We start from the raw sequence: 12,218 nt of genomic DNA, 5'->3' as shown, positions 1-12,218 counted from the left end.
GTGGGTGCCGCTAATGTTCGATCATGAGTTACAGCCTGAGCGTTTACGTCGTCGAACTGGATAGGGTCAGGGCCGCGATCGGCTCGCGGGACGACAAGCTCCGGCGCATGATCGGCGGCCGGTTCAAAGCCCAGTTGGCGCACGCCGACGACTGGTTCGCCGAGGAGATCGCGAACGGCGCCCCGGCGCGCTACGACGCGGTGCGCGCCGTCATCGACGGCGGCCCGTTCGACGAGGCGTACGGCTTCCAATACGCCTACGCCTACCAGACGATCTGCCAGTTCTACGGCAGGTTCGTCGACAACCGCTACTTCTCCCCGTTCCGCGGCAGCTGGCTGGAGCAGGTCGACGAGGGCTTCGCCGAGTTGGGCATCAAGGCGATCAGCCTCGCCGACTTCGTCTACCACGCGCTGCCCGCCGCGCTACCCCAGCCCGACGAGCTACCCGGCTACGGCGAATGGACGCCGGAGCAGTGCGCGGAAGCCCTGGTGCAATGGGAATCGACCACGCCGAAACAGCGCGAGGACGTCGACCACGAGGTGCTCGCCGCGATCGAATCGTGCATGGAATGGATTCGCGAGGCGCAGGCGCGACCGGGCTGGGGGATCGCCGGATTCTTCCTCTGACGGTGGGTGAAGGTGTGACTCAACGGTATTCGTCGGCCAGCTTCGGATAGTCGGCCCACTGCGGCAGCGGTTCATAATCAAGGTACGCGGTGAGCCGATCCAGCAGGTACTGCCAGCGGGGGCCGATCGCACTCGCCTCCGCCGGGCTCACGTGCCGGCGGATCAGCTCGACATTGGTGACCACGCCGACCTGGGTCATGCGAACCTCGAGCAGGCAGCCGTCGACATGCACGACCAGTTCGTGCGGTGCCTGGCAATGATCGACACGCACCGCGACCGGTCGCGACACCGGCCCGTCCATCGGTTCGATGGTCAGATTGCCGTGGCCGCCGGACACCGCGCCGAGCCAGCGCGCCAACTGCGTACGGTCGGTCGCCGCCGACCACACGTCGAGTACCGGTTTGCGGAAGGACCGCAGATAGTGCAGGAGCACCAGATCGCCGTCCGCCGCGCGATCGTGCTCCGGCCGAACCTCACCGAGCATGGACATCATGGTCATCGCCGTGCCCTTCGCCGCTGGTTGTCGTCTCACCGCCACTGTATTTCCAGTATTCCCCCGTCGAATCCGAATCGCTGGATACCGGTGCGGCGCGCCTCGGCGCGGTGGTAATCGAAGTTTGCGCCGACGCGGCCTGCGGACGGCGGCGGTGTGACCGCTGTGTGACGAAGTGGTGCGCTCGCGATTGTCGAAGGCGCGTCGGCAAACCGCCAGCATGATTGAAAAATAAAGTAGCGCAATACAATACAACTACCGCGCAGGTCGATGGTGGTGCAGGTATGTGCGTTCCGCCGAGATGCGGAACTGCTTGGTGGTCTGTACATTTGGTGCAGCCCGAACGCTGCAGGAGGGGTCGGGGTCAGCCAGCATGCCTTCTTGGTGAACGTGAGTGCGGAAGTACGGAACTTGTCACAGTCATTGAACGCGCCGGAAGGCGAGCGTCGGGAACCGCTGTTTCGACGTCTGCGCATACCCCTGCTAGCGCTGTTGACCTGCGCCGCCGTCACCTCGATTGTCGTGGTGGTCGCGGTGTATTACGCGCCGACCGACTTCCGCATCCCGCTGACCATCGGCGCCGTCGCGGCGGCGATCGCGTTGTGCGCCACGGTAACCGCGGCGGTGCACTATCGCGGTGCGGCGATCCGCGCCCGCCAGGCCGCAGCCGCGGTGACCGCCGAGGCGTCGGCCAGGATGGCGGCCGCGAGCGAGGCCACCAACCTGCACGCGTGGGAAGCGAAGAACAGCGACAGCCGCCGGTCCGCCGCGATGGCCGCGTTCGCCGGTGCCGCAGGCCGCATGCAGGCGATGACCACCAGCATGCTCGCCGAGCTGCGCGAAATGGAGCATCGGCACGCCGACCCGAAGGTGCTCGCCGACCTGCTGCACCTGGACCACCGCACCGCGCAAGCCGGGCGTCTCGCCGACAGCATCGCCGTGCTCAGCGGCGCCCGCTCCGGCCGACGCTGGGCCAAACCCATTGCCATGGAGTCGATCCTGCGTGGCGCGATGGGGCGTGTCTCGGGCTACCAGCGGGTTCGGCTGCGCGCCATCGCCGAGATCGCCATCGCCGGGCACGCGGCCGAAGGTGTGATGCACACGCTGGCCGAGCTGCTCGACAATGCGTGTAATTTCTCCCCGCCGACCACCGAGGTACACGTCTACGCCGCCGAGGTGCCCGCGGGCGTGGTGCTCACCATCGAGGACAGCGGACTGGTGATGAGCGAATCGGCGCTACGCCGCGCCGAACAGACCGTGTCGAACGGGCCGGACGGACGCGGGCAGCGGGCCTCCGACCTGTCGTCGTTGAGCGGCACGCGGTTGGGGCTCGCCGTCGTCGGGCACCTCGCGCGCAAGCACGGACTCACCGTGTCCTTCCGGCCCTCCGCCATCGGTGGCACGGCGGTCGTCGTGGTGGTGCCGCGGGACCTCACTGCGCGCGTTGACCGTTCGCAACCGTCGGCGCTCGGTACCATTCCTGCGATTCCGACCGCTACGTTGCCCAGTGCGACGTCCCAGCTCACCGCGCTGTCGAAGCCGAAACCGGCGTCGGCCGCGCGAGTTACGGCGCTGCCGGACGTCGCAGCCGTGAATTCGGCCGACACGAACCCCGCCGCTGCGGCGAACCTCGCCGCCGGCGCGAACGCTGTTGGCGCGGACCCCGGTACTGCCGCGAACCCCGCGGCTGCCGGAAACTCTGCGGGTGCCGGAAACTCTGCGGGTGCAGTCAGCCCTGCGGCTGGCGCGAACTCTGCGGGTGGCGCGAGCGCTGTGGGCGCCGGAAACTCTGTGGTCGGCGCGAACTTTGCTGCTGGCGCGAGCCTTGCGGATGCCGCGAACTCTGTGGGCGGCACGAGCCCTGCGGCTACCGGAAAGTTCGCGGCTGACGGGAATTCCGAGTTCGGTGCGAGCGCTGCGGGTGCCGGAAACGTGTCGTCGGTCGGGAATCCTGCGGCTGATCTGAATCTCGCTACTGGCGCGAACTCCGAGGTCGGCGCAGGCCCTGCGGGTGCCGGAAGCGCTGCAGCTAACACGAATTCTTCGGCTGGCACGAGCGCTGCGGGTGCCGGAAGTGTTGCGTCGGTTGGTAACCCTGCGGCTGGCCTGAATTTTGCGGCTGGCGGGAACTCCGAGTTCGGCATGGGCACTGCGGGTGCCGGAAACGTGTCGTCGGTCGGAAACCCTTCGGCTGACGTGAACTTCGCGGCTGGTGCGAGCTCCGAGGTCGGCGGAAGTCCTGCGGGTGCCGGAAATGTGGCGTCGATCGGGAACCCGTCGGCTGGCCTGAACTTCGCAGCCGGCACGACTTCCACCGCGCCGCATTCTTCGACTCCAACCAACCCCACCGCGTGGACTCCTTCGGCCACCCCGAATTCCGCCCCCGCTCCGGACCTCTCGCCCACCGTCGAGCACACCAGCATGGGCTTACCCAAGCGCCGCCGCGGCAGCACCCTCGCCGCCGTCCACCCCGCCGGACTCTCGCTACCCACGCATGATGCGCCCGCCGCGGCCACCCCGCCGGTGTCGACGCCTGCGTCCTTCGGTGCGTTCCAGCGCGCGGTGTCCGGCCGGGACACCGATACCTCCGCTGCCGCAACACCTTCCCCGTCCCCTACCGTTGCCGTGGAGAATGATCGATGACAACGTCTGTGCCGTCGCAACTCAGCTGGCTGTTGGAGCAACTGCTCGCCCGCACTCCAGGCGCCCGCCACGCGCTGCTGCTCTCCGGTGACGGTCTCAAGATCTGCCACACGCCGGAATTGAGCATGGACAAGGCGGATCAGCTATCCGCGATCGCGGCGGGCATCCAAAGTCTTTCGCACGGTGCGTCGGTCGAGTTCGGTGACGGCAGAGGCGGTGTGCGCCAGTCGATGACGGAGTTCTACGGCGGCATCTTGTTCATTGTCGAGGCGGGTCTCGCGGCGCACATCGCGGTCGTGGCCGGCGAGGACGCGGACGCGGGCCTGGTCGGGCACAACATGCGGGAGCTGGTCGAACAGCTGGGTCATCATCTCGCGTCCGCGCCACGCGTCGGGGGAGCGAGCGTGTCGTGAAAAGGCCAGGCCGCGACGACGACCCCGACCGGCTCTACACACTGACCGGGGGACGCAGCAAACCGGACTCCGACGCCTTCGACCTGGTCACCCTGGTGGTCAGCGAGTGCGCGCCGACGCAGGGCATGCAGTCCGAACATGTTGCCATCCTGGACATGTGCCGCGCGCCGACCGCGGTGGTCGAGATCGCCGCCGAGCTGCGCATCCCGTTCGGCATCGCCACCATCCTGCTGTCGGACCTGTTGCACGCAGGCAAGATCACCGTCCGGCATCCCGACGTCGGCCCGGCTGCGCCGTGGAACTCGGTGCCCGACTCCACCACCCTCGAGAAGGTGCTCGTTGGACTCCGCAACCTTTGACGCTCGGCCCGCCCGCGCCGACGCCCCACTGAACAGCGCGACCCGCCAGGGGCTGAAGATCGTCATCGTCGGCGGCTTCGGCGTCGGCAAGACCACCATGGTCCGCGCGGTCAGCGAGATCCGCCCGCTCGATACCGAGGCGACGATGACCAACGCCGGCGTCGGGATCGATGACCCGACCGGCGCCCCCGGCAAGTCCACGACCACGGTCGCGTTCGACTTCGGGCGCATCACCATCGACGCCGAGAACGTGCTGTACCTCTTCGGCGCCCCGGGGCAGGAACGGTTCTTCTTCCTGTGGGACCGGTTGTTCTCCGGTGCGCTCGGCGCGATCGTGCTCGTCGACCAACGCCGAATTGCCGACTCCTGGTACGCCATCGACCGGCTGGAAGCCCAGCGCACTCGATTCGTGGTGGCGTGCAACAACTTCGGCGGGCCCTCGCAGCTCGCCGAGGTGCGCGACGCCCTCGACCTGGATCCGCATGTGCCACTGGTGGATTGCGATGCCAGGTCGCGCGAGTCCAGCAAGCGGGTGCTGATCAGTCTGGTCGAGCACATCTATGCCGACGCCCGAGCGGAGACCGCATCATGACCACCTCGAGTGCCGCCGCGGCGGCCACCGGCGGCTGCCCGGTCCACCCGGAGACCGGCGCCGTGCCGCTGAGCGGTCCGCGCTTCCACACCGACCCGCAGCATCTGTACCGCGAGATGCGCCGCGAGCACGGGCCCGTCGTATCCGTCGAACTGCCCGGTGGTGTCCCGTCCTGGCTGGTCATCGGGTATCGGGAACTGCATCAGGTCACCAGCGATCCGGAGCTGTTCCCGCGCGATGTCAGCCTGTGGAACCAGTGGCCCAACATCCCCGAGGATTGGCCGCTGCTGCCGATGGTCGGGCAGCCGCGGCCGTCGATCTACTTCACCGCGGGTGCCGAGCATCGCAGGCATGTGGCGATGGTCGAGCCCGCGCTCGAATCGGTCGATCCGTTCGAATTGCGCCGCACCTGTGAGGAATTGGCGGACCGGCTGATCGACGGTTTCTGCGGGCGGGGCGAGGCCGATCTGGTCGCCGAGTTCGCGGTGCCGATGCCGGTGCTCGCGCTCGCCTGGGCGCTCGGCTTTCCCGATGAGGACGGCGCGCGGTTGGCGTGGAGTATGAAGGCGCTCGCCGACGGTGGCGCCGACGCGCAGGCGGCGTACGGGCGTTTCTACGAGCAGATGCAGCAGGTGCTCGCCGCGAAGAAGGCCCGGCCGGGCAACGACCTGGTGTCGCGAATGCTGGCCCACCCCGCGCAGTTCAGCGACGAAGAGTACGTGCAGGACCTGATGGCGGTCACCGCCGCCGCGCACCTGCCGACCGCCGACTGGATCGGGAACTCGGTGCGGCTCATGCTCACCGACGACCGGTTCGCCGCGGCCCTCGGTGGTGGGCGGCGCAGCGTCGGCGAGGCGATGAACGAGGTGCTGTGGGAGGACACGCCCACGCAGATCCTCGCCGGTCGGTGGGCGGCGCGCGATACACGGTTGGCGGACAAGGTGATTCGGTCGGGCGACATGTTGCTGCTCGGTCTCGCGGCCGCCAACGCCGATCCGCACGTACGTCAGCATCTCGTCGACGGTGTCGAACCCGCGCACGCGGGCAACAGCGCGCACTTCGCGTTCAGCTACGGCGAGTACCGGTGCCCGTTCCCGGCTCAGCAACTGGCCGAGATCATCGCGCGCACCAGCATCGAGGTGCTGCTCGACCGGCTGCCCGACATCGATCTCATGGTTCCCGCGCAGAACCTGGTCCGGCGCCCGTCGGCGTTCCTGCGCGGCATGACTTCTTTGCCGGTTCGTTTCACCCCAGTTCGTGCAGTCGGAGGTCCCCAGTGACACAAACATGCCCCTTTGCCATCGATCCGATGGTCGGTGACCTCGCCGGCGAGACCGCCTACCTGCGGGCCGCGGGTCCGCTCACCCGCATCGAACTGCTCGGCGTGCCCGCTTGGACCGTCACCGAGCACGCGGTGGCCAGGCAGCTGCTCGTCGATCCGCGGCTGATCAAGGACATCAACGGCTGGTCGCTGTGGAACTCCGGTGTGGTGACGCGGCAGTGGCCGCTGATCGGCATGATCGACGCCGGCCGTTCCATGTTCACCGTGGACGGCGCCGAGCATCGCAGGCTGCGGATCAAGACCACGCAGGCTTTGTCGCCGCGTCGACTAGAAGACATCCGGCCTGTCATCGAGCGACTGACCAGCGAGCTGTTGGACGATCTCAGTGCTGCGGGTGACTCCGTGGTGGACCTCAAAGAGGTGTTCGCCTACCCGCTGCCGATGCGCGTCATCAGTGAGCTGATGGGCGTGGACCGCGCCGACCATCCGATGCTGCTCACCTGGTACAAAGCGTTCTTCTCGCTGCTCACACCGCAGGACGAGCGGTTGCGCGTGATCGACGAAATGGACCGGTACTACACCGATCTGGTGCGCAAGAAGACCGCCGACCCCACCGACGACCTCACCAGCGCCCTCATCCTGGCCACCGACGGCGGGGAACCGCTGACCGAAGAAGAAGTGGTCGGCAACCTCAAGGCACTCGTCGCCGCCGGTCACGAAACCACCGTCGGCCTCATCCTGAACGCCGTGCGCGCCCTGCTCACCCGTCCTGAACAACTGGACAAGGTCCGCTCCGGCGATATCGAGTGGAAGCAGGCCGTCGAGGAGACCCTGCGCTGGGACAGCCCGGTCACCCACCTGCTGATGCGCTTCGCCACCGAAGACATCACCATCGGTGACACCGTGATCGAGAAAGGCGAGGGTGTGGTCATGTCCTACCGCGCCATCGGCCGGGACACCGCCGTACACGGGGAAGACTCCGACGAGTTCGACCTCACCCGCACCACCTCCCACCGCCACCTCACCTTCGGCCACGGTCCGCACATCTGCCCCGGGGCCGCCCTGTCCCGGCTCGAAGCAGGCATCGCCCTGCCCGCCCTCTTCGATCGGTTCCCGAACATTCGGCTTGCGGTTCCGGTGGAGGAAATTCGCAATCTTCCAGTGCTCACGCAAAACGACCTGGCGGCGTTCCCCGTTCACCTCGGCTGAACTATTCGCATCGCGAGATCCCTGCTCCTGCAGGGGATGTTGCGACTCGCGCGTGTCCCGGAATTGCCTTTCTGCCGGGGATTTCGTGACTTACCGTCGCGGAGCAGCTGTTCGTAGCGGGTCTCGATGGTTGGCTCGCATAGCGTAATCGCAGTTCCGCCAAGGGATGCCGAGTTGTGGCGCGCCTCGACTCAGTCGAGGTGCGCCTCCCCGCGGCGTAGCTTGCGGTCCGCGGCATTGCGAACCCGTCGTGTTCTGCCCTGCTCCGCCAGCAGGTGCAGAGCATCGGCCTCGGTGATCAGATCGACCGCCTTGCGCTGGAACCAGTCGGTGGCGGCGACAACTTCCTCGGGAGTCCAGGTGTGGCTCAGAATGATCGACTTCAGGAGGGTCCATTCCCGTAGGCGGCGGGCGAGGAAGTCGTGGTCGGCGATCAGTTCGGACATGGACGTTGCCCACTGATCGAAGTGGGTGCTGCCGAGTTGGATCAGTTGGGGCGCACGCTTGTCGAAGTGGCCGGATACGGCGGCCTCAGCCATGACCTTGTCCGGGTCGCGTAGGACGGTGGCGACCAACTCGGGTTCTGCGTTGTCGGCTACGGCGGCCAACTCTCGCTGGTACTGCCAATAGCGCCGGTGCTCCGCCGGAACAGCATCCTCATTGGTGCCGACCATGATGTCTACTGTGCCAAGAGTTTTCCGGCGGCGGTTTCTATTTTGGCTTCGTCGAGCAGGACGGTGTCGGCGGCGGGGCCTAGGGGGATGAAGGTGTCTTCGCTGGTGACTCTGGCGATATGGCCGTCGAAGCCGGCGTCGATGAGGGCGGCGCAGACGGATTCGGAGACGCCGCCGCTGTGGCGGGTTTCGTCGGCGATGAGGACGCGGCCGGTGGCGCGGGCGTGTTGGAGGAGGTCGTCTCTTTTTTACATCTCCCAGCCCACCAGACCCGACTAGAACTCGTATGCCCGCCTTTGCTTGTAAAAAAAAAAAACAACCATCTTCTTCTACTTTACTACCTTTTCCTCTCTTACCCCCGTCCTCCCCTCCTTCTCTTCTCCTGCCTTCTCTCCTCCCTCTNCGAGGGGGAGGGGGGAGAGCCAGCGGAGGTCGAGGACACGGGGGCGGATGCCGCGGTCGGCCAGGCGGCGGGCTACGCGCAGGCTCATGGGGACGCCGTTGGCGAAGGTGACGATGGTGAGGTCGGTGCCGTCGCCGTAGACGCGGGCGCGGCCGATTTCGACGTGGTCGGGGTCGGAAGGTGTTGCGAGCCAAGCGTTGTCGCCTGGCTCGTACAGGTCGCGGGTGTGGTACAGGGCGATGGGTTCGAGGTAGATGCAGACGCGGCCGTCTACTCGGGCGGCGGAGACGCAGGTGCGCAGGAGGGCGGCGGCGTCGTCGGCGCGCGCGGGGGAGGCGATGACGAGGCCGGGGATGTCGCGCAGGGCGGCGATGGAGTTGTCGTTGTGGAAGTGGCCGCCGAAACCCTTCTGGTAGGCGTAGCCGGCGATGCGGACCACCATCGGATTGTGGTAGCGCCCATGGGAAAAGAAGGACAGGGTGGCGGCCTCGCCACGTAGTTGGTCGGCGGCATTGTGCACGTAGGCCAGGTACTGGATCTCGGGGATCGGCACGAAACCGGCGAGCGCGGTGCCCAGCGCGGTGCCGAGAACGCTCTGCTCGTCGAGCAAGGTGTCGAAGACGCGTCGCTTGCCGAACTGCTTCTGCAGACCCTTGGTCACGCCGTACACGCCACCCTTGCGGCCGACGTCCTCACCGAAGACGAGCACGTCCGGGTCGCGGTCGAGCAGGGTTGCCAGTGTGCGGTTGATGGCCTGGCCGAGTGTTAACGAATCATCGCTGCCTGCAACGAGGTTCGTGTCCACAGCGGCAGGCGCCGAACGACGTGTGCTGTCGGCTGGGGTTGTCGCGTCCGGCAAGGCGTCGGCCTGCGTTGCGTCGGCGCCTGTCGGCGTGCCCTGCACTGCGATGGCGGGTGTCGCCCGAGTTGTATTGCGGCCTGCGGTTGTCGCATCGAGTGTGGTGTCGCCGCGTGGTGCACCGGCGGGGGTCGGGACGCCCCGCCCCGCTGCATCGTTCGGTGCTGCGGGAGTAGGCCCCATATCGGCGGGAGAGCTTGCCTGCCGTGCGCGGGAAGTCTGCGATGTCGTCACCGGGGCAGGGTTGGGATGCGCCGCATTATTCGCCGTGGCCGTGGCCGTGACGGCTGGCGGCGGGACATCGGCGGGTGAACTGTCTGCTTGCGCCTCGGTCGCCGGGGATGCGGCGAGCTGGCCGATGCGCAGGACATCGGTGCGTACCAGTGCCGGGTGGGACGGTGCGAGCGGTGCGATCACCGCGGTCGCGGAGGTCAATTTCGGTTCGCGCCAGACGAGTTCGGCTGTGCGGGTGACGCGGTGGGCGATGTCGTCGTAGCGCTCGAGCACCTCGGTGGGGGTCGCTACACCTGCGGCGACCAGCAGGCGGGCGGTCGCGGTCACGGGGTCGCGGAGTAGGTCGGCGGCGATGTCGGCGGGTCTCCGGTAGGCGGCTTCCACGTCGGAACCTGCGTGGCCCATCAGGCGGACCGTTCGCATGTGCAGGAACGCGGGCTTGCGGTGCTCGCGGACCCACGCTGAGGCTACGGTCGAAGTGGTCAGTGCGTCGACGGGATCGCAGCCGTCGGCGCCGAAGTACTGCAAGCCGGGGCGGGAGCCATACGCCTGCTGGATCCAGTCCGCCGGAGTGGGGACGCTGATTCCGATGCCGTTGTCCTCGCACAGGAACAGGATCGGCAGCGGAACACCTTGGCGGGCAGTATGAATCGCCGCATTGATCGCGCCTGCTGCGGTGGAATGATTGGCGGAGGCGTCGCCGAAGCTGCACAGCACCACCGCATCCGACGGCCACTCGCTCGAAACACCCAGTCGCGCGGCACGATCGATCGCGAACGCGAGGCCGACCGCGCGGGGGAGATGTGAGGCGATGGTCGAGGTCTGCGGAATGATGGCGGCGGGCTTGCTGCCGAAAACCTTGTGCCGCCCACCGGATATCGGATCCGCCGCGGCGGCGACGACCCCGAGCAGCACGTCGCGGATCGGATCGAGACCAGGCACCTGCCGAGTGCGCTGCACGAAGAACGCCCCGGACCGGTAGTGCAGCAGCGCAGGATCGGTCACCCGCAACGCCACCCCGAGCGCCGCATTACCCTCGTGCCCCGACGACCCGATGCTGTAATACCCCCGCTTGCTCGCCCCCAACTGCCGAGCCGCGAGATCCAACTGCCTGCTCGTCGCCTGCGCCTCGAACAACTCCAGCAGAGTCGCACCACTGATCCCGGGCGCGATATCCTCCGCCGCGGCACGATCCAGTGCCGTCGTCAGCGCACCGACCGCCGCCCGAAACCGCTCATCGAGAACCTGGCCCGGGCTGGATCCCGGGTTCGCTGCCCGCTCACTCACCGCCCCACCTTATCGGCAAACCTGATGATTATGCGCGCCATATCCAGTTCAGCCGAATAAGTTCCGGCCAAACCCCCGACGGGCCGGACATGAACGCCGACCCGCCTGATTCGGCGACCAGCATTCCGCAGGGACACGATGAACCACGCACCAGACGTTCGCCGCCACCATGTCCCCCACGGCACCCAAGACATGGCGGCACGCACGTCCAACTAGACATCGCAGCGCGCTCACTCGCCATCGCCGCCACGATGTCCCGTTCGAGGGTGCGAGATCTGGCGGACTGGGTGGCACGCTGCCGACGGGTGGCGCGAGATGGTTGCGTGCTTTGTCGGGTGTTCGACGCGCCTGTCCTCTCCAGCATGTCCCGTTCGGCGCCCCGAGATGTGGCGGACGGGACCTGGTGGCGTGCTTACTCGTCGTTTGCCACCAGCAGGTCCCGTTAGGCGCACCGAGATGTGGCGGGTGGGATCTGGTGGCGTGCTTACTCGTCGTTTGCCACCAGCAGGTCCCGTTCGGAGCGTCGAGACGTCGCGGACGGGACTTGGTGGCGTGCTTACTTGACGTTTGCCGCCGTCAGGTCCCCCCGGCGGCAAGACGTGGCGGTGGTTGCGCCGGAAGGGACATGGTGATGTGTGCACTCGTTGGGTGCCGCGATGTCGCGCCCGGCGAACTGGGTGGGCGGCAGTGCGCCTGGCGGGACGTGGTGGTGCGCCTATTTGGTGTTTGGCGCCGTGAGGTTTCTTTGGTGGGCGAGACGAGACTTGGTGGCAGATGCGCCGTGAGGGCATGGTGGCCATGCGCACTCGACCTTCGTGACCGGTCATGTCCCGCCTGGCGGGCGAGACGCGCGGCGGGTGCGTCGAACGGACACCGTGGCGCGCTCACTTTGATGTTCAGCGCCGTGATGTCCCGCCAGGCGGGCAATACACGGAGGCAGGTCCGCAGTGGGAATGTGCGCAGTCGACGTTCGCGCCATGTCGTGCACTGGGTGGCACGCAGCGGCGCGTGGCGCGCGAGGTGGTTGCGTGCTTTGTCGGGTGTTCGACGCGCCTGTCCTCTCCAGCATGTCCCGTTCGGCGCCCCGAGATGTGGCGGACGGAATCTGGTGGCGTGCTTACTCGTCGTTTGCCGCCAGCATGTC

The 12,218-nt window shown here is 67.3% G+C and carries 9 protein-coding genes and 3 pseudogenes; 7 read left to right on the top strand and 5 right to left on the bottom strand.

Going from position 1 to position 12,218, the window contains the following annotated elements:
* The first annotated feature begins 23 nt into the window (after positions 1-23).
* Complete coding sequence (locus tag DBO33_RS28945; RefSeq protein WP_107657900.1) at positions 24-626, top strand: DUF7691 family protein; 603 nt, start codon at positions 24-26, stop codon at positions 624-626.
* A gap of 19 nt (positions 627-645) precedes the next feature.
* On the opposite strand, the gene DBO33_RS28940 is transcribed toward DBO33_RS28945, so the two are convergent.
* Complete coding sequence (locus DBO33_RS28940) at positions 646-1,158, bottom strand: SRPBCC family protein (RefSeq protein WP_234391094.1); 513 nt, start codon at positions 1,156-1,158, stop codon at positions 646-648.
* Between the two features lie 372 nt (positions 1,159-1,530).
* Here DBO33_RS28940 and DBO33_RS44170 point away from each other — a divergent pair, with 372 nt between their 5' ends.
* The 6 genes from DBO33_RS44170 to DBO33_RS28905 are packed head-to-tail and all read left to right on the top strand — an operon-like array spanning position 1,531 to position 7,617.
* Positions 1,531-3,762: an ATP-binding protein gene (locus DBO33_RS44170; protein WP_234391093.1), complete on the top strand. Its 2,232-nt coding sequence runs from the start codon at positions 1,531-1,533 to the stop codon at positions 3,760-3,762.
* Positions 3,759-4,175, top strand: coding sequence for a roadblock/LC7 domain-containing protein (locus tag DBO33_RS28925; protein ID WP_107657898.1), 417 nt, complete (start codon positions 3,759-3,761; stop codon positions 4,173-4,175). The genes DBO33_RS44170 and DBO33_RS28925 overlap by 4 nt, the downstream gene beginning before the upstream one ends.
* The gene (locus tag DBO33_RS28920; RefSeq protein WP_107657897.1) at positions 4,172-4,534 is read left to right on the top strand and encodes a DUF742 domain-containing protein; all 363 of its coding nucleotides are present in this window, start codon (positions 4,172-4,174) and stop codon (positions 4,532-4,534) included. Before DBO33_RS28925 ends, DBO33_RS28920 begins: the two co-directional genes overlap by 4 nt.
* Entirely contained in the window at positions 4,515-5,126 is a 612-nt protein-coding gene (locus tag DBO33_RS28915; RefSeq protein ID WP_107657896.1) for a GTP-binding protein, read from the top strand. The genes DBO33_RS28920 and DBO33_RS28915 overlap by 20 nt, the downstream gene beginning before the upstream one ends.
* The gene (locus tag DBO33_RS28910; RefSeq protein WP_107657895.1) at positions 5,123-6,406 is read left to right on the top strand and encodes a cytochrome P450 family protein; all 1,284 of its coding nucleotides are present in this window, start codon (positions 5,123-5,125) and stop codon (positions 6,404-6,406) included. The genes DBO33_RS28915 and DBO33_RS28910 overlap by 4 nt, the downstream gene beginning before the upstream one ends.
* 29 nt (positions 6,407-6,435) lie before the next feature.
* Positions 6,436-7,617 carry a cytochrome P450 family protein gene (locus tag DBO33_RS28905; RefSeq protein WP_199856792.1) on the top strand — a complete coding sequence of 394 codons (1,182 nt, stop codon included), beginning with the start codon at positions 6,436-6,438 and terminating at the stop codon, positions 7,615-7,617.
* 191 nt (positions 7,618-7,808) lie between these two features.
* Here DBO33_RS28905 and DBO33_RS28900 read toward each other — a convergent pair whose 3' ends face one another.
* The 4 genes and pseudogenes from DBO33_RS28900 to DBO33_RS44915 all read right to left on the bottom strand — a co-directional run.
* The gene (locus tag DBO33_RS28900) at positions 7,809-8,291 is read right to left on the bottom strand and encodes a hypothetical protein (RefSeq protein WP_107657893.1); all 483 of its coding nucleotides are present in this window, start codon (positions 8,289-8,291) and stop codon (positions 7,809-7,811) included.
* A 5-nt stretch (positions 8,292-8,296) separates the two neighbouring features.
* Positions 8,297-8,530: pseudogene (locus DBO33_RS28895) on the bottom strand (MFS transporter); the annotation flags it as partial.
* A gap of 159 nt (positions 8,531-8,689) precedes the next feature.
* A pseudogene (locus DBO33_RS44920) lies at positions 8,690-9,571 on the bottom strand (alpha-ketoacid dehydrogenase subunit beta); the annotation flags it as partial.
* A gap of 381 nt (positions 9,572-9,952) precedes the next feature.
* Positions 9,953-10,984 (bottom strand): annotated as a pseudogene (locus tag DBO33_RS44915) (thiamine pyrophosphate-dependent enzyme); the annotation flags it as partial.
* Positions 10,985-12,218: the final 1,234 nt, after the last annotated feature.

The organism is Nocardia suismassiliense (genome assembly GCF_900269665.1).
In the GTDB taxonomy this organism is placed as follows: domain Bacteria; phylum Actinomycetota; class Actinomycetes; order Mycobacteriales; family Mycobacteriaceae; genus Nocardia; species Nocardia suismassiliense.
The sequence above is the reverse complement of the archived record's forward strand: the minus strand, read 5'-3'. Positions and strand labels throughout refer to the sequence as shown.

Bases quoted from the DNA above. Each gene is read 5' to 3' on its own strand.
- DBO33_RS28945 (WP_107657900.1), top strand. From the start codon at position 24: ATGAGTTACAGCCTGAGCGTTTACGTCGTCGAACTGGATAGGGTCAGG.
- DBO33_RS28925 (WP_107657898.1), top strand. From the start codon at position 3,759: ATGACAACGTCTGTGCCGTCGCAACTCAGCTGGCTGTTGGAGCAACTG.
- DBO33_RS28910 (WP_107657895.1), top strand. From the start codon at position 5,123: ATGACCACCTCGAGTGCCGCCGCGGCGGCCACCGGCGGCTGCCCGGTC.
- DBO33_RS28905 (WP_199856792.1), top strand. From the start codon at position 6,436: ATGGTCGGTGACCTCGCCGGCGAGACCGCCTACCTGCGGGCCGCGGGT.
- DBO33_RS28900 (WP_107657893.1), bottom strand. From the start codon at position 8,291: ATGGTCGGCACCAATGAGGATGCTGTTCCGGCGGAGCACCGGCGCTAT.